The sequence below is a fragment of the Gammaproteobacteria bacterium genome (genome assembly GCA_035546635.1).
Taxonomy (GTDB): Bacteria; Pseudomonadota; Gammaproteobacteria; order JAURND01; family JAURND01; genus DASZWJ01.
Window position 1 is genome coordinate 48,362 of sequence record DASZWJ010000046.1, and the last position, 21,272, is coordinate 69,633.

Annotated in this window: 17 protein-coding genes and 3 tRNA genes; 9 read left to right on the forward strand and 11 right to left on the reverse strand. The window is 43.8% G+C overall.

Annotated features, from left to right (window positions below; genetic code table 11):
• Positions 1-12: 12 nt before the first annotated feature.
• The 4 genes from VHE99_12390 to VHE99_12405 form a co-directional block, all read right to left on the reverse strand.
• Positions 13-492 carry an RNA pyrophosphohydrolase gene (locus VHE99_12390; protein ID HVV69808.1) on the reverse strand — a complete coding sequence of 160 codons (480 nt, stop codon included), beginning with the start codon at positions 490-492 and terminating at the stop codon, positions 13-15.
• A gap of 133 nt (positions 493-625) precedes the next feature.
• Positions 626-701: transfer RNA gene (locus VHE99_12395), tRNA-His, on the reverse strand.
• A gap of 60 nt (positions 702-761) precedes the next feature.
• Positions 762-838, reverse strand: a tRNA-Arg gene (locus VHE99_12400).
• Positions 839-876: 38 nt separating this feature from the next.
• Positions 877-953, reverse strand: a tRNA-Pro gene (locus tag VHE99_12405).
• A gap of 92 nt (positions 954-1,045) precedes the next feature.
• Between VHE99_12405 and dapD the strand changes: the two genes are divergently transcribed.
• Positions 1,046-1,867, forward strand: coding sequence for a 2,3,4,5-tetrahydropyridine-2,6-dicarboxylate N-succinyltransferase (gene dapD / locus VHE99_12410; GenBank protein HVV69809.1), 822 nt, complete (start codon positions 1,046-1,048; stop codon positions 1,865-1,867).
• A 99-nt stretch (positions 1,868-1,966) separates the two neighbouring features.
• Positions 1,967-3,118 (forward strand): succinyl-diaminopimelate desuccinylase, encoded by a 1,152-nt coding sequence (gene dapE, locus VHE99_12415; protein HVV69810.1) that lies wholly within the window; start codon positions 1,967-1,969, stop codon positions 3,116-3,118.
• Between the two features lie 87 nt (positions 3,119-3,205).
• Here dapE and lpdA read toward each other — a convergent pair whose 3' ends face one another.
• Positions 3,206-4,630: a dihydrolipoyl dehydrogenase gene (lpdA, locus tag VHE99_12420; protein ID HVV69811.1), complete on the reverse strand. Its 1,425-nt coding sequence runs from the start codon at positions 4,628-4,630 to the stop codon at positions 3,206-3,208.
• 163 nt (positions 4,631-4,793) lie between these two features.
• Positions 4,794-6,389 (reverse strand): dihydrolipoyllysine-residue acetyltransferase, encoded by a 1,596-nt coding sequence (gene aceF / locus VHE99_12425; protein HVV69812.1) that lies wholly within the window; start codon positions 6,387-6,389, stop codon positions 4,794-4,796.
• A gap of 398 nt (positions 6,390-6,787) precedes the next feature.
• On the opposite strand from aceF, the gene VHE99_12430 reads away from it, so the two are divergent.
• Positions 6,788-7,363: a hypothetical protein gene (locus VHE99_12430; protein ID HVV69813.1), complete on the forward strand. Its 576-nt coding sequence runs from the start codon at positions 6,788-6,790 to the stop codon at positions 7,361-7,363.
• Positions 7,364-7,518: 155 nt separating this feature from the next.
• The gene (locus VHE99_12435) at positions 7,519-8,289 is read left to right on the forward strand and encodes a hypothetical protein (GenBank protein ID HVV69814.1); all 771 of its coding nucleotides are present in this window, start codon (positions 7,519-7,521) and stop codon (positions 8,287-8,289) included.
• Between the two features lie 112 nt (positions 8,290-8,401).
• Here VHE99_12435 and aceE read toward each other — a convergent pair whose 3' ends face one another.
• From aceE to VHE99_12450, 3 genes are read right to left on the reverse strand one after another with little or no spacing between them, the layout of a single operon-like run.
• Positions 8,402-11,065, reverse strand: a complete 2,664-nt coding sequence (gene aceE, locus VHE99_12440; GenBank protein ID HVV69815.1) for a pyruvate dehydrogenase (acetyl-transferring), homodimeric type — start codon at positions 11,063-11,065, stop codon at positions 8,402-8,404.
• A gap of 58 nt (positions 11,066-11,123) precedes the next feature.
• Positions 11,124-11,987, reverse strand: a complete 864-nt coding sequence (ampE, locus tag VHE99_12445; GenBank protein ID HVV69816.1) for a regulatory signaling modulator protein AmpE — start codon at positions 11,985-11,987, stop codon at positions 11,124-11,126.
• Positions 11,988-12,035: 48 nt separating this feature from the next.
• Positions 12,036-13,205 (reverse strand): cation:proton antiporter, encoded by a 1,170-nt coding sequence (locus VHE99_12450; protein ID HVV69817.1) that lies wholly within the window; start codon positions 13,203-13,205, stop codon positions 12,036-12,038.
• 102 nt (positions 13,206-13,307) lie between these two features.
• On the opposite strand from VHE99_12450, the gene glpD reads away from it, so the two are divergent.
• The gene (gene glpD, locus VHE99_12455) at positions 13,308-14,804 is read left to right on the forward strand and encodes a glycerol-3-phosphate dehydrogenase (protein ID HVV69818.1); all 1,497 of its coding nucleotides are present in this window, start codon (positions 13,308-13,310) and stop codon (positions 14,802-14,804) included.
• A 139-nt stretch (positions 14,805-14,943) separates the two neighbouring features.
• On the opposite strand, the gene VHE99_12460 is transcribed toward glpD, so the two are convergent.
• On the reverse strand, positions 14,944-15,402 hold the full coding sequence (locus VHE99_12460) for a DUF2147 domain-containing protein (protein ID HVV69819.1): 459 nt from the start codon (positions 15,400-15,402) through the stop codon (positions 14,944-14,946).
• A gap of 322 nt (positions 15,403-15,724) precedes the next feature.
• On the opposite strand from VHE99_12460, the gene VHE99_12465 reads away from it, so the two are divergent.
• Entirely contained in the window at positions 15,725-16,159 is a 435-nt protein-coding gene (locus tag VHE99_12465; protein HVV69820.1) for a hypothetical protein, read from the forward strand.
• A gap of 171 nt (positions 16,160-16,330) precedes the next feature.
• Here VHE99_12465 and adk read toward each other — a convergent pair whose 3' ends face one another.
• Positions 16,331-16,981, reverse strand: a complete 651-nt coding sequence (gene adk, locus VHE99_12470) for an adenylate kinase (protein ID HVV69821.1) — start codon at positions 16,979-16,981, stop codon at positions 16,331-16,333.
• 90 nt (positions 16,982-17,071) lie between these two features.
• On the opposite strand from adk, the gene parC reads away from it, so the two are divergent.
• From parC to VHE99_12485, 3 genes are all read left to right on the forward strand, one after another.
• Complete coding sequence (gene parC, locus VHE99_12475; GenBank protein ID HVV69822.1) at positions 17,072-19,303, forward strand: DNA topoisomerase IV subunit A; 2,232 nt, start codon at positions 17,072-17,074, stop codon at positions 19,301-19,303.
• Between the two features lie 69 nt (positions 19,304-19,372).
• Positions 19,373-19,864: a PH domain-containing protein gene (locus VHE99_12480; GenBank protein ID HVV69823.1), complete on the forward strand. Its 492-nt coding sequence runs from the start codon at positions 19,373-19,375 to the stop codon at positions 19,862-19,864.
• A 135-nt stretch (positions 19,865-19,999) separates the two neighbouring features.
• Positions 20,000-21,196 carry an aromatic amino acid transport family protein gene (locus tag VHE99_12485; protein HVV69824.1) on the forward strand — a complete coding sequence of 399 codons (1,197 nt, stop codon included), beginning with the start codon at positions 20,000-20,002 and terminating at the stop codon, positions 21,194-21,196.
• Positions 21,197-21,272 lie beyond the last annotated feature (76 nt).

The following is a 21,272-nucleotide window of genomic DNA, read 5'->3' on the forward strand; positions in this document are numbered from 1 at the left end:
TCTCCCCCTTTTTCAAGGGGAGTGAAGTAAGGAAGAAAATTCTTCCAATACTTTTCTATATACCTGCTTTTTAAATGCAATGACATGATTTAACGGATACCAGTAATCGACCCAACACCAGCTGGAAAATTCTGGAGAAGGTGTTTGATCAAAATGGATGGCCAAATCACTGGCCACCAACTTTAATAAAAACCATTTCTGTTTTTGTCCTATGCAAAAAGGTCTACGCGCATAGCGCCGTAAGTGCGCCGGCAAGTAGTAAGATAGCCAGTGCTTGGAAACGGCTATCAGCTGCACTTGCTCCGGCAATAAACCCACTTCTTCTTTCAATTCTCGATACATCGCTTGTTCTGGCGTTTCCTGCCTAACGATTCCGCCTTGAGGAAATTGCCATATATCCATATTGCCGGCACGGCGTCCCCAGAACAAGCGGCCTTCTGAATTGGCCAGAATAATACCTACATTAGCTCTAAGACCTTTACTGTCTATCACGATAAAACCCTAGAAATATCTGCAATCTGGGAGGTTTGCATTTGTTTGGCAAATAACTACAGTATCCTAGAAAATAGCGCTTACGAAAAGGGGGTATTGGGTTTTATGGTGAAAATTAATTTATGGCGGGGAATGGGGTGAACGATGGGGCTCGAACCCACGACAACCGGAATCACAATCCGGGGCTCTACCAACTGAGCTACGTCCACCATGAGAGCTTTAAGAAGATTAAGCGGTTATTTTAACACTTGCTAGCATTTACTAAGCTATGGCGTGCCCGGAGGGATTCGAACCCCCGACCCTCAGCTTAGAAGGCTGATGCTCTATCCAACTGAGCTACGGGCACTTGGGAGGATAAAGCGTAGCAAACGCCATCCTGCCTACTGGTCGGGGTAGAGGGATTCGAACCCCCGACATCCTGCTCCCAAAGCAGGCGCGCTACCAGACTGCGCTATACCCCGTAAGAGACTGAACATAATACTCACCAGACCTGATAGCGTCAAATGTTTATTGTCGTATATACTTACGCATAAAGAACCACCGGAGAAACTGAATGCAAACTCTAATCAACACTATCGAAACCGCCTATGAACAGCGTGCTGAATTTAATGCTGACAATGTAACTACAGAAACAAAATCAGCCATACTGGAAGCGATTGATTTACTGGATAGTGGCAGCTTACGTGTAGCGGAAAAACAAAATGGCACATGGCAGGTCAATCAATGGTTGAAAAAAGCGGTGTTACTTTATTTCAAAATTGAGAAAAGTCAGATCATTGACGGTGGTTACAGTAATTTTTTTGATAAAGTTCCGATGAAATTCACCGATGATAATCCTGGACAATTAATTGCTTCTGGCGCCCGTGTCGTACCTGGTGCTTGCGTACGTAAAGGCGCTTATATTGCACCTAATGTGGTGGTGATGCCGAGCTTTATTAATATCGGCGCTTATGTCGGCGAAGGCACTATGGTAGATACTTGGGCTACTGTCGGCTCTTGTGCCCAAATTGGGAAACAAGTGCATCTCTCTGGCGGCGCAGGGATAGGCGGGGTATTGGAACCGCTACAAGCTAATCCCACGATCATTGAAGATAATTGCTTTATTGGCGCCCGCTCAGAAGTCGTAGAAGGTGTGATTGTTGAATCCGGTTCAGTGATTTCTATGGGCGTCTATCTTGGTCAAAGCACCCGCATTTATGATCGTGAAACCGGAACGATCAGTTATGGACGCATTCCCGCAGGATCAGTGGTCGTGCCCGGTAACCTGCCATCCGCAGATGGGAAATATAGCCTTTATTGTGCAGTGATTGTCAAACGCGTGGATGAAAAAACCCGCGGGAAAGTTAGTATTAATGAATTGTTGCGTAGTGTTTAATTGTCCTCTTATAGCCTTAGCTTTTTTCCTTCTCCCCTTGTGGGAGAAGGAAAAAGGTTAAGGCTATATGGGTGTGCTACTTAAAAATTTGGTGCCCACATGCTCCATTCCAACCCAACTTTAGAACTCACCCAAAAACTCATCCAAGCAGCTTCTGTCACCCCCGAAGATGCTGGGTGTCAACCACTACTAGCATCCCATTTAAAATTATTAGGATTTAACATTGAATCCTTGCGCTTTGGAGAGGTAGATAACTTCTGGGCGCGGCGCGGTACAGCACAGCCATTATTTGTATTTGCCGGACATACTGATGTTGTGCCGCCTGGCCCTCTCGATCAATGGACTTCACCACCATTTTCACCCACGGTGCGTGATGGTTTTCTCTACGGCCGTGGGGCTGCCGACATGAAAAGCAGTTTAGCTGCCATGGTCGTCGCTTGTGAAAACTTTATCAAACAATTCCCCGCGCATCAGGGTTCCATCGCCTTTTTAATCACCAGCGACGAAGAAGGCTCGGCAATTAACGGTACTCGCAAAGTCATGGAATATCTGCAAGCACGTGGAGAAAAACTAACCTGGTGCATTGTCGGTGAACCCTCATGTGAAAAGACACTAGGTGATACCTTAAAAATCGGTCGCCGCGGCTCATTAAATGGACATCTGAAAATTTACGGTAAGCAAGGGCATATCGCCTATCCCCACCTAGCAGAAAATCCTATCCATCGCAGCCTAGCAGCACTGTCCTTGCTTTGTAATACCCACTGGGATGATGGTTTGGAAAATTTTCCGGCGACTTCTTTGCAAATTTCCAACCTCCACTCCGGTACCGGCGCAACCAATGTGATACCCGGTATTCTAGAAGTGCTATTTAATTTTCGCTTCTCTCCCGCAGTGACTGCAGAAGAACTGCAACAAAAAGTAACTGCCATTCTTGATGAACATCAGCTGCATTATGATTTAATTTGGAAGCTTTCAGGCAACCCGTTTCTGACAGCCAGCGGTCAATTGCTAGATGCTACCTCAGCAGCAATTCAGGAAGTCACAGGCTTGACGCCACAATTATCTACCGGTGGCGGCACTTCAGACGGCCGCTTTATCGCACCGACCGGCTGCGAGGTGATTGAATTAGGACCATGCAATGATTCAATTCATCAGATCGATGAACGAGTGCGCGTGGACGATCTGACGCTATTGGCAAAGATTTATGAAAATATATTGACGAAGTTATTGGGAGCTGGCGATTTAAGCTGAGAAAAAAAGAAGCATCAATTCCCCAGGACCACCTGGCCTGCCACAAATGACAGACACAGGCAGAAGGAGAAAATGGATCCCTCCTTATTATTTTTTCTTCCTGGGCAAGTATAAATCAGTAATAGTACCTTCAAAAATTTCAGCAGCCATCATCACACTTTCAGATAGTGTCGGATGCGGATGAATAGTCAACGCGATATCGTCAACATCACAACCCATCTCAATGGCTAAAGTTAATTCAGCGATTAATTCTCCCGCATTTACGCCAACAATTCCAGCACCAATAATACGATGTGTATTTTCATCAAACAACAATTGCGTTAAACCTTCATCTCGACCCATAGTTAACGCACGCCCACTGGCCATCCACGGAAATACGGCCTTACCATAAGCCACACCATTTTCCTTCGCTTCACGCTCAGTCATGCCCGCCCAAGCGATTTCAGGATCAGTATAAGCAACAGAAGGAATCGCCTTAGGCTCAAAATAATGCTTCAAGCCACTAATCACTTCTGCCGCCAATCTCCCTTCTGCAGAAGCCTTATGCGCTAACATGGGATTACCTACCACATCGCCGATTGCATAAATATTCGCTACTTGTGTGCGCAGCTGCTTATCCACCGCGATAAAGCCACGCTCATTCACCGTTAAACCGGCTTTTTCAGCCGCAATTAAATCACCATTAGGGCGACGGCCGACTGACACTAAAATGCGATCAAAACGCTCCGGCTTCGTTGGTGCATTTTCGCCTTCAAAAGTCACATATAATCCATCTTTTTTCGCTTCAACCTGCGTGACTTTGGTTTTTAGCCAAATATTTTCGTAACGTTTTTGCACGCGTTTATGCAGGGGTGCAACTATGTCTTTATCAGCACCTGGAATCAACTGCTCCATAAATTCCACCACATTCACTTTAGCGCCCAGCGCATGATAAACAGTGGCCATTTCCAGACCAATAATACCACCGCCTATAATTAACAGACGGCTATTGTTGGGATCGGGTAATTCCAGCGCACCGGTGGAATCGATAATACGCGGATCTTCTGGCATGAAGGGTAATTTTACGGGGCGCGATCCCACGGCGATAATGGCTTGTTCAAAAGTAATTAGCGTGTCGCCGTTCTTGCCGCTGACTTTAATTCGTGTGGGAGATACAAACTCACCAAAACCCGTGACCACTTCCACTTGACGTTGTTTAGCCAGCATTTTTAAACCGCCGGTTAGGCGGCCGACGACTTTATTTTTCCAGCCTTTGATTTTTTCTACATCAATTTTTGGCTGGCCGAAACTGATGCCTAACTCTGCTATATCATGCGCGTCATCTATCACTTTTGCTGCATGTAACAATGCTTTGGAAGGAATACAACCCACATTCAAGCACACACCGCCTAAGCTATCATAGCGTTCCACTAAGGTGACTTTTTTGCCTAAGTCAGCTGCGCGAAAAGCGGCTGAGTAGCCGCCAGGACCACTGCCAAGTACTACGACTTCTGTTTTAATTTCTGTTGTCATTTATTGATTCCTGAAACCGGTTTGAATTTTTACTCCACCTTCCACAAAGGCATAAGCGTCAACCTAAACACTGTACCCTCCCTCCTTATGGGAGCGTTGTTGAATAAATAAGCTTCCCACTAATCCTTTTGTGGGAGAAGGAAATCAGTGCAGCGTCTATTTTTTATAGCAACAAAGTGCGAATATCCGATAATTTTTCACTTAAATACACAATAAACCGCGCACCATCAGCTCCATCAATTACACGATGGTCATAAGATAATGATAACGGCAACATCAGCCGCGGCACAAAGGTATTATTTTGATATACCGGTTTTATGCTGGCTTTAGATACGCCTAAAATCGCTACTTCTGGGCTGTTGACTATGGGTGTGAACGCAGTCCCACCAATACCACCCAAACTGGAAATAGTAAAACATCCGCCACGCATATCTGCTACAGATAAACCTTTGTCACGAGCTTTAGCGCTAATTTTTGCTAGCTCTTCTGCTAAAATATACAATCCTTTTTGATCCACATTGCGCACTACTGGCACGACCAAGCCATTGGGGGTATCCACAGCGACACCCAAATGCACATATTTTTTCAATATTAATTGCTCACCACTTGGATCCAAAGAGGCATTGAATTGTGGAAAGGCTTTTAGCGCTGCCACTACGGCTTTCATGATGAATACTAAAGGCGTAAGTTTTATCCCCTTTTTCTCGGCCGCCGCTTTTTGTTGCTCACGAAATGCTTCAAGTTCAGTGATATCGGCCTCAGCAAATTGTGTGACATGCGGGACAGTGACCCAGCTACGATGCACATTGATTCCAGTTAGTCTTTTGATTTTATTGAGTGGTTTGGTTTCAATTTCACCAAACTCGGCAAAATCAATGACGGGTGCCGGCGCGACAGCTAAACCACCGACTGCTGATCCTACCGTTCCGCGTGCAAGCGCGCTTTTGACAAAGCGTTGCACATCTTCTTTGAGAATGCGGTTTTTGGGGCCACTCGCGGTTATCTGGCTTAAATCAACGCCTAATTCCCGTGCTAAGCGACGCACGCTGGGACCCGCATGAACTTCTGCTGTTGATGCGGCTGGCTGCTTTTCAGCTGCAGGTTGTGCAGCAAACTCAGGCTGCTTTTCTGGTATTTTGGTCGGCTGAGTTAGCTCAGGTTTTTGCTCAGTTTTTGCAACTTGGTCGCCCGCTACTTCCAGGGTTAAAATCAACGAGCCTTGAGAAACTTTATCTCCCACTTTCACCTTCATCTCACGCACCTTACCCGCTTGCGGTGAAGGAATATCCATGGTTGCCTTATCACCTTCCAGGGTGATTAATGGGCTTTCCGCTTTAACCTCATCGCCCGGGGCTACCAATAACTCAATGACATCAACATCTTTAGCGCCACCGATATCCGGCACAGAGACCTCTATGGTTTTAGAAGCAGCACCAGCAGATTGTGGCTTTTCCGATGCGGGTTGTGGTACGGCAGGCTTTTGCTTTTGTTCGGCTTCTTCAGCTTTTCCAGCTTCATCCGCCACTTCCAGTGTTAAAATCAATGACCCTTGAGAAACTTTATCTCCCACTTTCACTTTGATATCACGCACTTTACCTGCTGCTGGCGATGGGATTTCCATCGTCGCCTTATCGCCTTCCAGCGTAATTAACGAGCTTTCCGCTTTAACGGAATCACCTGGGGCTACCAACAACTCAATGACATCAACGTCTTTGGCACCGCCGATATCAGGGACAGATACTTCTATTATTTTCGACAAGGTAGTCTCCTTTTGACTGACTCAACCTAAATGAATTATTTCAGCCTAACTATTCAGCGTTAGCAAGATTACAGGTGCTGAGGTAGAGATTAGATGGCTTATAGTATAACTACGTCGGTATTTTTTCCAATAAATAAATTTACGAAAAATTCCAACTTTCTTCTCCCCTTGTGGAAGCAGGTGCTCGCTAGGGCGGATGAGGGGTAAGCTTATAGTAGCATTTACTGCTAAAAAGCTAACCTAAACTCACCCCTCATCCGCCGCCCTAGCGGGCACCTGCTTCCACAAGGGGAGAAGGAAATTCGCGTTTTTAAGACTACTTTAAGCCCCATCAAGTATCTTTCTAAAAAAACAGCATAGACCTAACTAGCAACGCTAACATTTCCACGAGAACTTATATGGCACATTTAAAGAAAGAACGAAACCAATATTACCGCTTAGATGATGAACTGGATGATTCTCCTGCACAATCTCCAAAAGAAGTTGTCAAAAATAAAGATGAAAAAAAATTGAAAACCGCGCCTTCATCCATTGAGACCGAGGCTTCTCCAAGAAATCTCCAAGCTATTGGCGCTTTTAACAAACTTGCAAGCCTGACATCCCCTTCAAAAATTTCTACAAAAGAAATCAGTAATTTAGTTCTAGAAATAATCAAAAAAGGCAATAAAGAGACTATCGGTCAACTTGATAAATTAATCCATGATAATTTGGATAACGTTGGGCATCCGCTAATAGATACTCTAACGAATTCATCTTCTCCTTTATCATCCTATAGAAATCATGGAACTACCACTGCAAAAATTGGAATCAATAAACTTATAACAAGAATTCTAAGGCGACTTTCAGTTGATCCAGGCAATGAGGAAACGCAAGCCACACTTTACCAGCTATCTAACACTTGTGGTTTACTCGGGATGTCTATGGCAGATAACTATGATCGTCTCGCAAAAAAATTGAAAGTGGAGAATCTGTAGAGCAAAAACGAAAGGCTCTTCGCCATCAAAATAAAAATATCAATGTCTCTTCTGCTATTTTATCAAAAGTAACCGATGAATATCTAAAAGGGCTTTATCAAAGGGAGCTAGCAAAATATATAGAAGAAGCGGCGACACGGGCAAAAAGAAGAGGCATGCCACCCATTTCAGCAAAAGACATAACTGAATTGCCTGACGTGAAAAAACATCCAACTTTTAAATCATTTTCTATATTTGTACCTAGCAATTCAAGCGCCCCAAAAGAAGTAGAAACTGAATCTAAAGAGACACCCAAAACCGATTTTTTTAAACAGAAGCCTATATTCATTTCACCACCTCCCACAGCTCCAAAATCTAAGATATCAGCACCGCCAGATATTATTTCTCTTGCTCAGTCGTTAAATAAACTTAAAACTCCAGCAGATAAAAAATTATCAGGCGGTTTATTAGAATATTGCAGTGCATTAATTTTAAAGATAGTTAAAACAGGTGATGAAACAGCTATTCGTTATCTTGCCGGCATGCTGGATCAGCCGCAAAAATACTCCTTCAAGGATATGTTAAATCATTCTCCATTAAATACCGACGTTATTTATAGCGCTAAATTCCCATCTCCTAGCTGCATGCTGAGTGTGAATACCTTCATGTCCGCCATACTGGATAGAATTTCGCATGAGCAGCAACAAGGCACCTTGAATACGCTTTATGATCTCTGTTATCTCTGCGGCTTACATTACAAAAAAGCAACTGAGCCTAGACTTTTAGGGGAGTTAGGTAGCTTACATAAATCGACCGAACCTCAAATGGTAATAACCAAAGGGGTAGCGATGAAATTCCAAGAAGAATACCAATCAGGCGTGACACAAAAGCTAAGTCAATATGAGGATTACGATGACTCGGATGATGATACACCAAGATACAGATAAGGAACATTGTTGAGATAAAGAATAACTACTCACTCCCTGCGTAGCTGTCATCCTTCCCTTACGCTCAGGATGACAGCTACACAGGGAGTGAGCAATTACCTAGAATCAAGAGTTAAACCCGTGCCGGATCAGGTGCATCCGCGTTTATACCCAGCTTTTTCTGCGCTTTCATTAACTGCGCTTCAGTAATCTGATTTTCATTTGCCAACGCTAAAAGCGCAGTATAAGCAATATGTTGCGCACTGACTTCAAAATGCTCGCGTAAATAATGGCGTGTATCGCTAGGACCATAGCCGTCTGTACCCAATACATGGTATGCGCGAGGAACAAAGGCGCGAATCTGGTCGGCGTATAATTTCATATAATCTGTGGCTGCAATGACTGGGCCTTTTGACTTCTGTAGACACGAAGTCACATAACTCACTTTGGGGGTGGCCTTAGGATGCAAGCGGTTATAACGCTCCACTGCCAACGCCTCACGACGCAACTCAGTCATGCTGGTCGCGCTCCACACATCGGCGCTAACGCCATACTCAGCTAACAATTTAGCAGCAGCAATCACTTCACGCAAAATAGCGCCAGAACCCAGCAATTGTACTTTCAGCTTCGCTTTAGCATCACCTTTCTGCAACAGATAAAGCCCTTTGATAATCCCTTCTTCCACGCCTTTGGGCATAGCCGGATGGGTGTAATTCTCATTCATCAAGGTTAAATAATAATAAACATCTTCCTGATCGCGACACATACGCTGCAACCCATGTTGTATGATAACTGCCACTTCATAACCAAAAGTTGGATCATAGCTGATGCAACTTGGTATCACACTGGAAAGAATTAAGCTGTGACCATCATCATGCTGCAAACCTTCGCCGGCCAGCGTCGTACGCCCGGCAAGGCTGCCTAACAAAAAGCCGCGTGCACGTATATCGCCGGCCGCCCAAGCATAATCACCAATGCGCTGGAAACCAAACATCGAATAGAAAATATAAAACGGAATCATCTGCAAGGCATTGCTACTGTAAGAAGTACCAGCAGCCAACCAAGAGCAGAAAGAGCCAGCTTCGCTTAAACCTTCTTGCAGAATTTGGCCGTCTTTGCTTTCGCGATAATACATGACTTGTGCCTTGTCTTCTGGCTCATATAATTGGCCGACCACAGAATAAATGCCGATCTGTCGGAACAAACCTTCCATGCCAAAGGTTCGTGATTCATCGGCCACAATCGGCACAATATGCTGATTAATATTTTTATCTTTCAGCAACGCCATCAACACTCTGACAAAAGCCATGGTAGTAGAGATTTCCCTATCTTCTGAACCCTTTAACACGGCATCGAATAAGGATAAGGGCGGTGTTTCCAAGCTAGGCGCATCATGGAAACGTTTAGGTAAATAACCCCCTAAAGCTTCACGACGCGCCTGCAAAAATTGGATTTCGGGGCTTTTGCTATCTGGACGAATAAATGGCAAAGCAGAAATTTTTTCTTCTGGTATCGATAAATTAAAACGTTTACTGAACACTTTGAGATCAGCAATGGCCATTTTTTTGGCATTATGCGCAATATTTTGTCCTTCACCGGCTGCACCCAACCCATAACCTTTAATCGTTTTAGCAAGAATGATGGTAGGCTGACCTTGGTGTTTCACTGCTTGCGCATAAGCTGCATAAACTTTTTGCGGATCGTGACCACCACGATTTAAATGCCAAATATCCTCATCAGACATGTCTTTGACTAATTCCAGGAGCTCAGGATATTTACCAAAAAAATGTTCACGCACATAAGCACCATCTTTAGCGCGGAAATTCTGGTATTCACCATCCACGCATTCATTCATGCGCTTGACTAGTAGTCCGGTTTTATCTTTGGCGAGCAATTCATCCCAACGACCGCCCCAGACGACTTTAATAACATTCCAGCCGGCACCACGGAACAAGCTTTCTAGCTCTTCCATGATATGGCCATTGCCTCGCACCGGACCATCCAAGCGCTGCAGATTGCAATTCACGACAAAAATCAAATTATCCAGCTGCTCACGGGCAGCAACGGTGATGCCACCTAATGAATCCACCTCATCCATTTCGCCATCACCCAGAAACGCCCAGACTTTACGGCCCTGATGCTCTAGCAAACCACGGTTTTCAAGATATTTCAGAAAACGTGCCTGATAAATGGCTTGCAATGGACCTAAGCCCATGGAAACCGTGGGGAACTGCCAAAAATCCGGCATAGAAAAAGGATGCGGATAGGAAGAAAGGCCAATGCCACCCATTTCACGACGGAAATGCTCTAATTGTTCTTCGCTGAGACGGCCTTCTAAAAAGGCGCGCGCATAGATGCCGGGGGCAGAGTGTCCCTGGATATATACCAGGTCTTCAAGACGATTTTCCGTACGGCCACGGAAAAAGTAGTTAAAACCGACTTCGTATAAAATGGCTGCGGAGGCATAAGTGGCCAGGTGTCCCCCTAATGCTGGATCTTTTTCTCCGGCACGCAATACCATAATCACGGCATTCCAACGGATGAGTGCACGTAGCGCTATCGCTTCTGGACCTTCAGCGGGCATTTTTTCTTCTTGATCTACAGGTATGGTATTGATGTGTGAAGTGGTCAGACCTGTCGGCACTGGTATACCCGTAGCTGCCGCTTTAGCCAATAAGGCGTTGACTAAAAACGCTGCCCGTTCTTTGCCCTCTTCTTTGATGACTGATGAGAGCGCATCGAACCATTCTTTAGTTTCAATTGGATCTATATCAGAGGAATTGTTTTGATTTGCCATATTTGATCTCACTTTGCCTTAAATGATTTATCGAGTGTAGAGTGGCTTAACTTATGCGTCAAGTTATCCAGGAAAACAGCGTCAACACCGCGATGACAGCTAACCACAATATAATAGCCTTTTCTACCAAATCCAGCGCACGTTTATTTTCTTCTACATCGGCACTGACTGTATCTTCTTTAGTCAACTCCAAAGCAGCAAGCCCTATCTCAGAGGCAAAATCAAGCGCGAGAGGCGTCCATAAGTCCTTGCGCCAAGCGGAGATAGCATAAGCAAAATGCCCAACCAATGCATAGCTAAAGCCACTGATTCGAGCCGGAATCCAGGCTAAAATCGCAAGAAAAATCGTTGCGGCCTGCCTAATAGCAAGAACAATAGGTAGTTCCGCCAAACTATCCAGATTGGATAAATAATCCGTGAGCATATAGATCAAAACAGCCGTAGGACCGAGTAAAATATACCAGAACAAAACTGAAAAAATATATCGATCTGCCTGACAAAATATCTGCCTGGTCACCTGGCGAATAAGCGTCACACGATCGGTCGGCATGGGAGCTTTTAAAAATTCGCCTGCATCATAATAAGCTGCCTGCAGGTCGTCTTTTTCTAGTGCCTCGACGTAATTCTGCAATTGCCTACGCCTATTGTATGCACCTAAGCAATAGTACAATACGGCTAAGTTAAATAAAAAATTCAGTGAGTTAAACCATATGCCACTTAAAATATAATTGATTCCAGCTACAACTATTAACACGGGTATTAATAATAAAATGAGTGCAACCCAGCCGTTTTTTACCGGTAATTGCGCTAGCATCCGCGTCCCAGTCTGCGAATAAATTTTAAATAGAGAAAAATGGTCATAGCGCTGAGATGCAGAGAAATGCTGCAATCCCAGACAAATTAAAATAACAAATAAAATCATAAAATATTCTTCCTCAGCGCAAACTGGCTTTGCAGAAATTGTAGAAGCTTAATCACGACGTAATCTATCTGATATCGCAACTGGCGTCGGATAGCGCAATACCACCAGATAGGAAGATACGATAAACGTCAACATGGTCACCAGCTGCACCAGACTGGAGGCAGCCTGGCTGATGAGTGACTCCTGCACACTGATATAAACCAGCAATATAGAAAACTCACTAATCTGACCTAAGCGCACCCCGATCTCCCCTGCTACAGATTTTGATTCCCCCACCTGCATCAAGAGAATACGGAATACCCACGGCTTGGCCAATAGCAACAGTACTGCCAACAATAACGCCGGAATGGCTACTTGGTGAAAATAGCCTACATTAAAACTTGCACCGATGGCGAAAAAAAACAACACCAAGAAAAAATCCCGCACCGGCTTTAAGCTTTCCGCGATATAAACTGCAATTGGGCTGGTGGCGATAGAAACACCGGCAGTAAATGCGCCGATCTCAGCAGATAAACCCATCATATTGGCCAACTGCGCCAAACTCAAGCACCAGGCAATCGCTAGCAAAAACATATATTCCCGGATTCGATCAAAACGTCGAAATAATTTACGCAATACAAAGCGCTCAAAAATAAAAGCAAACACTATGAGAAAGGGTAATTGCAAAAACTTAAGACTCATCATTATCCAACTCACATTCCCCAGTGATGCGCTATGCACAAACAACAGCGTTAATATGGCGATTAAATCCTGCAACAGCAAAATGCCAATCATCACCTCACCCGTATGCTGGTGATGCAAAACAGTCGTGGGCAACAACTTTAAACCGATAATGGTACTGGAAAACATCGCACAAGCCCCAATAATGACACTTTCCATCCAGGTATAATGAAAAAGCCAACCCACAGCCAAGCCTAATAATAAAAAAATTACGGAACTGACCAATGCCACCCAGCTGACCTTTTTTAATAGATGTAATAAGCTTTGCGGATGTAAATGTAGACCTAGGAGAAACAGCAAAAAGACAATGCCAACATCGCCAATGTTTTGTATCAAAACAGCATTGGTAACCCAACCCAATCCCCAAGGACCTAACGCCACGCCCAATATCATATAGGCGACTAATAAAGATTGGCGGGTATACAATGCCACGGTTGAAAAAATGGCGGCACCCGTAAAAATAAGAAATATAGAGAAAAACAGAATATTTTCATGCATAGTTTTTTACGCTTAAATGGTTCTCACTTTATCCTATCAACAAAAGCTGGCATGATAATCACCATCACAGAACTAAATAGTATACCATTCCCAGGAAACGAAATGCCCACATCTGATATTATCGATTTATTCATCATTGGCGGCGGTGTCAACGGCGCCGGTATTGCCGCAGATGCCGCAGGTCGCGGCTTAAAAGTAACCTTGTGCGAACAAAATGACCTGGCCAGCGCCACCTCATCCAAAAGCAGCAAACTCATACACGGCGGTTTACGCTACCTCGAATATTATGAATTCCGCTTGGTCAGAGAAGCACTAAAGGAACGCGAGGTACTTCTTAAAAAAGCGCCACATATTGTTCAGCCGCTTAGTTTCATCATGCCACACAATGCGCAACTGAAACCAGCCTGGATGTTGCGATTAGGATTATTTCTCTACGATCATTTAGGAAAGCGCAAGGTTCTTCCGGCCTCTTCTGCCATAAATTTTACACAGCATAGCGCAGGACAAATATTGAAAAAAACCTTCAACCGTGGATTTAGCTATGCCGATTGCTGGGTAGATGATGCACGTTTAGTCGTACTCAATGCACTGCAAGCACGACAACTGGGGGCCACCATACTTACGCGGACACGCGTAGTTTCAGGAGCACGCCAAAAGGATCATTGGGTCATGGAAGTGGTCAATGCCCATGGCCAAAGCCAAGTAATAAAAGCCAAGGTTTTGATTAATGCGGCAGGACCCTGGGTAGAATCCGTCATTCATCAAAACCTGAAATTAAACTCAAAAAACCATGTCACCTTGGTTAAAGGCAGCCACATTGTCGTACCACGTTTATATCCAGAAGATTATGCGTTTATTCTGACGAATATAGACAATCGCGTGATTTTTGTGATTCCTTATTTGGGGAAATATAGTTTAATCGGTACCACTGATATTGCTTTTCAGGGCGATCCTGCTAAAGCTGAAATCTCAGCAGAAGAAATTGATTACTTACTTACAGCAGTCAATCGTTATTTTGAACAATCTATCACTCGTGAACAAATTGTTTGGACATACGCCGGCGTCAGACCTTTACACAGCGAAAATACCAGCAATGTATCAGCCATTACACGCGACTATACTTTAGAATTAAATCACGATGCGCAACAAGCGCCCTTACTTTCTGTTTTTGGCGGCAAAATCACCACCTATCGTAAGCTTGCCGAGCATGCCTTACAGGATTTGCAGAGATTTTTTCCCCATGCCACTTCCAGTTGGACGAAAGATGCGCCCTTACCTGGTGGAGATCTACCTAATGCGGATTTTTCCAGCTTTTATAAACAACTCCAACAACAATATCCTTGGCTGCCTGCTGAGCTTGCTTATCGTTATGCGCGCAGTTACGGTACGCTGTGCCAGCGGTTTTTAAATAATGCACATAATCTATCTGATTTAGGCCAGCACTTCGGCGCTGGATTATATGAAGCGGAGGTGGCTTATCTGATGGAAAATGAATGGGCGGAAACGGTTGAAGATATTTTATGGCGGCGAACTAAATTGGGGTTGGCGTTGTCGCCACAAGAAGTAGAATTATTGAATCAGCACATCACCGAAACGTAACTACTCGCACCCTATTTATACCGTCCTACCGGCATGGATGCCAAGATCCAGTTCATAGGCAAACAAAACTTTGATATCCCTATCAACTGGATCCCTGCTTCCTGCCGGGACGACGTGCGAGTAGTTTACGATCAATCAGTTATTTCCAATTCTGAGCGCGTGTCCAATGCAACTCATGTTTACTGCCGAAAACTGAAACTCTGACGGTCATTTTTTGTCCTGCATCGGTTAAAGCTAAATCAGCGTTATATACCTTACCTCTTTTGATTGCCAAAATTTTTCCATTAGTCCAAACATTATCATGTTTAGTAAAACCCCACATAACCATCATACCCATGACTGGCTGATTATGTTGACTACCAGAACATGCAGAACAAACTGCGGACTGGTTACCAAAAATTTTTACCACCTTCCCTTGTAATACACCTTTATTTTCCCAAACATGCAGAATACTGGTAGGCTGATTTGTGTCTTCATCATAGGTTTGCCAGTAACCAACAGGAGAATAACTGTTCTCACCATGAGCCGGAATAGCAAACAACATCACTGCAGCACAAACTGTAAAAAACAACTTAAAAACAGGACTCATTGCTTTCATAGCAACTCCTAAAAATAATTAAAAACATTAACCCATAATCACAAAGGGTTTGCTTATCACTTTCGTGATAATCCTCATCATTATAACAAACAATAGTGAGATTAAGCACGAATGAAAAATCATTTATCTATAAAAATCGCTAAATAATGCAAGAAAAACGTAGATTTTTCTTTACATCCTACTTTTTCATAGTAAACTAGCTCCCGTTTTAACAAATTTTTTTATTTTTAAATACTGTTAAAAATGTTTTTATTTCTAAACTCAAATTGTTTGATATTTTTAACAGTACGATTAAATTAACCACCATTCAGGAGATTTTATAATGCCAAAAGCAAAAAAACCAAGAGCAAAAAAAGTGACTGCCAAAGGAGGGCGAAAACCGGTTGATTCAGCCCGCGCCAAATGGCGTGAAGCAGTAAATCGTACTAAACAGCTCAAAAAAGAACTTAACGCAAAATTAAAAACAAAGACTGCCGAGTTCAAGAAAAAACTAAAAGAAATTGAAGCACAAGCCTTAGCTAAAGCGCTAGAAACCTTAGAACGTGAAGTAGCCAAGAAAGAAGAAGCTAAAAAGAAAATCCTCAAGGCCGCTGAAGAAAAATTTGAAAAGCGTTATGCAAAAAAAACTGCTAAACGCGCAAAGAAAAGCCCTGCCAAAAAAGCGCAAGCCAAACCAGCAAAAAACACTGTAAAAAAAACCGGCAAACGCGGACGTCCTAACAAAGCAAAACCAGCTGTAATTGAAACGATTGAGTAGTAACTACTCTCTACTAAAAAACGAATATAAAGCATTGTCATTCCCGCGCAGGCGGGAATGACAATGTTTTTTATGGGGTAAGTAGTTACGAAATAAATTACTTACTCCTCATTCTTTCTGCTGTCATCTTTCGCTATGACAGGATGACAGCAGAGATGACCGGAAGCATGACTAACCCAAAGCCTCCACTATCCGCCGCTGCACCTCCTCCACTGATCCTATCCCTGAAACTTGGGTAAACCTCGGAACCAAACCCGATTGTCTTGACCATTCATGATAATAAGCCAGCAACGGCTCAGTCTGCTGATGATAAACTAAAAGACGCTTACGCACCGTTTCTTCCGCATCATCATCACGTGATATCAAAGGTTCACCGGTCATATCATCTTTTCCTGGTACCTTAGGCGGATGATACTCCAAATGATATACACGACCTGATTGCGGATGCACTAAGCGCCCACTCATTCGCCGAATAATCTCACTATCCGGCACATAAATTTCCACCACATGATCGATATGAATCTGCGCAGATTTTAACGCCTCCGCCTGCACTAAAGTACGCGGAAATCCATCAAACAAAAACCCCTGCTCACAATCAGGCTCACGTAAACGCTCTTTAACCAAAGCAATAATAATGTCATCAGAAACCAATTTGCCACTATCCATCTCTTGTTTCGCCATCTCACCCAGCGGCGTTTTCGCTTCGACTGCAGCACGCAACATGTCTCCGGTGGCAATTTGCGGTATATGATATTTTTTTGCAATAAGACGCGCCTGAGTTCCTTTACCCGCCCCCGGACTGCCCAATAAAATAATATGCATAAAGATGTGTTCCTTAAATATATTTGACCTAATCATAAGAACGTTATAATTTACGCAAAAACTTTTTTAAAATACAGGGAAATCAGTCGCATGACGACAGAAAATATCGAAAACCAGCCATTACGGCAATTTACCGAGAAGGCATATCTCGACTATTCGATGTATGTCATCCTTGACCGCGCCTTGCCACAAATTGGTGACGGCTTAAAACCTGTGCAACGCCGCATCATTTACGCCATGTCCGAATTGGGACTGAAAAATACCGCCAAACATAAAAAATCTGCACGCACCGTCGGCGATGTCTTAGGTAAATATCACCCACACGGCGACTCCGCTTGCTATGAGGCCATGGTACTCATGGCACAAGACTTCTCCTATCGTTATCCCTTAATTGACGGTCAAGGCAACTGGGGCTCACCTGATGATCCCAAATCTTTTGCCGCCATGCGTTACACCGAATCACGCCTCACACCTTACGCGCAATTATTGTTAGATGAATTAGAACAAGGCACCGTCGAATGGGTGCCCAATTTCGATGGCACGCTAGAAGAACCACGTTTACTTCCAGCGCGACTACCCAACATCCTATTAAACGGCACCACTGGTATCGCCGTAGGCATGGCGACCGACATCCCGCCGCACAATCTCAAAGAAGTCGCCAATGCCTGCATCCATTTACTCGATAATCCCAATGCCACCCTAAAAGACCTGTGTGGTTTTGTTAAAGGACCTGATTTCCCCACAGAAGCTGAAATCATCACCTCGCCGCAAGATATCCAAGAAGTTTATAAAACCGGCAACGGCAGTCTACGCATGCGCGCTGTTTACACCCGCGAAAACGGTGATATCGTTATCACCGCGCTACCACATCAAACCTCCGGCTCCAAAGTGCTTGAACAAATTGCCGAACAGATGCAAGCCAAAAAACTGCCGATGATAGAAGATTTACGCGATGAATCCAACCATGAAAATCCCACACGCCTCATCATTGTGCCCCGCTCCAATCGCGTCGATGTCGAAGCCTTAATGGCACATTTATTTGCCACCACGGATTTAGAACGCAACTACCGCATTAATCTGAATATGATTGGATTAGACGGCAAACCACAAGTGAAAAATCTGCGCATGATTCTTGGCGAGTGGTTAGAATTCCGCACCCAAACTGTGCGTTTGCGCTTGCAGTATCGCTTAGATAAAGTGCTGGCACGGTTACATATTTTAGCGGGTTTACTCATCGCTTATCTTAATATTGATGAAGTCATACATATCATCCGCCATGAAGATCAGCCTAAATCGGTATTAATGGCGCGATTTGATCTCAGCGACATACAAGCCGAAGCGATTTTAGAATTGAAATTGCGCCACTTGGCCAAATTGGAAGAAATACAAATTCGCACTGAACAAGATGAACTAGCCAAAGAACGCGATCATTTAAACGGCTTGCTGAAATCAAAAGCTAAATTACAGGCATTAATACGCAAAGAGTTAGCACAGGATGCGGAAAAATTTGGCGATGCCCGCCGCTCTCCTATTGTTAAACGCACCGAAGCCAAAGCGCTCGCTGAAGAATCGCTAGTCACATCTGAACCGGTGACAGTGGTACTATCACAAAAAGGCTGGATACGTGCCGGTAAAGGCCATGAAATAGACGGTACGACTTTAAGTTACCGCGCGGGTGATGAATTCCAAGCTGAAACTCGCGGTCGCAGCAATCAACCGGTGATTATATTGGATTCAAGTGGCCGCAGCTATTCACTTCCCGCCCACAGTTTACCTTCCGCTCGCGGCCAGGGTGAACCGCTAACCAGCCGCTTAAAGCCTGAACCCAATGTGAATTTTGTTACGGTGATTATGGGTGAGACTGAACAACTTTATTTGTTAGCCTCAGATGCAGGTTACGGATTTGTAGCCAAGCTGGGTGATTTATATAGTAAAAATCGCGCCGGCAAGACCGTGCTCAAAATACCTGCAGGCGCGCAAATTCTCCCGCCGCGTTTGATTACTGAATATGAACAACAGCTGATTGTCGCCACCAGTAATGAAGGTCGTATGCTGGTATTTCCTTTAAAAAATTTACCGCAATTACCTCGCGGCAAGGGGAATAAAATTATCGCGATATCTCCAGCTAAAATTGCCAACCATACAGAATTTGTAACCGATATGGCTATCATCAATACCAACAGCGCAATCACCTTGCATGCCGGTAAACGCAAACTATTGATGAAGCCCAGTGATTTAGCACATTATCATGGCGAACGCGGCCGCCGCGGACAGAAACTGCCACGCGGATTTGAACGGGTGGAACGGATTGAGGTGGATTAGTATTACTGGTCATCCTGAGCGCAGCTGTCAAACAGGATGACAGACTATTCAATTTAACAAGGAAAAACCATGACCTACATCGATAAAAATCTCATGCAGGATGAAGTGATTATCTACCCTGTTCGACCGCACTGGATTATTTTTTCCCGCTCCGCCTTTTGGCTAGTACTGGCCATACTGATATTTTTTATCAGCGCCATGTACCCTATAGGCCATTATCGATTTCTCGGTCTGCCGCAATTATATCAGCTTGTCCCTCTGATTTTACTGTGTGCCGCCGTGATTGCTTTTATACCTGCCTTTGTCAAATATAAATCCACAGAATTTGTCATTACCAATAAACGTATTTTGTTGAAAAAAGGCTTTATACGCCGCACCACCAATGAGATTTTATTATCACGCATTGAAAGCATCAGTGTTTATCAAACATTAGTCGGCAGAATGTTTAATTATGGCACTATACTGATTAGCGGCACCGGCGGCAGCAAAGATCCATTTATGGATTTACCTGATCCGGCATTTTTACGTAATAAGGTGCAAGAACAAATTGAAAGATTATAACAATCATTAAAAGTAACTACTCACTCCTATAAGAAAAAGTGCATGAAGCGTTGTCATTCCCGCAGGCGCGGGAATGACAATGTTTTTTATGGGATCAGTTCATCACCACTAAAAAATACAATCCAAGGACAAACCATGCAAACCAATAAATACCTAGGCTCTATCTTATTAATCGCCGGAACTTCCATCGGTGCCGGCATGCTCGCCTTACCAGTATCAACTGCGGCCTATGGTTTTTTACCTTCCATTGGATTATTTGTATTGTGCTGGTTATGTATGTTGCTCACAGGATTGATCCTGCTCGAAGTCAACTTGTGGTTGAAACCTGGAACCAACATTGTTTCCATGGCCACACAAACGCTGGGTATTTGGGGCAAGCTGATCGCCTTAATCGCCTATTTTCTGCTGTTTTATTCGTTGATGGCAGCTTATGTTTCTGGTATGGGCGATTTAGTACAAAAAACCGTAGCTGATGTGTTTCATAAAAATATTTATAATGGCTCTGGTGCTTTGTTACTCATTTTAATCGTCGGCACGGTCATCTACATCGGCACCCGACCAGTCGATTATTTAAATCGCCTATTTTTTATGGGTAAAATGCTTACTTATATTTTCGTGATTATTTTTCTGGCACCACACATGCAGTTACCTAACCTGGAACGCACCAGCACCAGCCACATGTGGTTGGCGTTACCGGTAGTCATCACTTCTTTTGGTTTTCAAAATGTTCTGCCCAGTTTACGCGTGTATCTCAACGATGATGTTAAAAAACTCCGCCGCGCCATCCTCATCGGTAGCACTATTCCGCTAATAGTCTATATTTTGTGGGAACTCATCATATTGGGCGTGGTGCCACTTAACGGCAATGAAGGATTATTACAGGTATTCGTATCAGGCCAACCTGCAACCGGTCTTGCACATTCTTTAGACCATATTCTACAAAAAGGCTGGATTTCTATACTATTTAAAGTATTTACTTTTTGCGCCATTGCCACTTCATTTATCGGCGTTTCTTTTAGTCTGTTTGATTTTTTAATTGATACTTTTAAGATAAAAAGAACCTCCAAAGGCAAAATGCTGACATTGGTAATTGCATTTCTGCCATCTTTATTATTCGCTTATTACTATCCCAATGGATTTATACTGGCATTAGGTTATGCCGGCATCTTTGTTGCGATTCTATTTGGCATTTTGCCCGTGTTGATGCTGTGGAGCGGGCGTGATTGGAAGAAAATTGCGACTGGCTATCGGGTAAATATCGGCAAGACTGTGCAAATATTAATCATTATTTTTTCTATCATCATCATGTTGACACAATTGGCAGCTCGATAATTGCAATCGTCACCGCTTTTTCTAAGTAGGAATATGCCTGGGCAGGAATGCCAGCGTTTCTTATAGGCGCGATTAG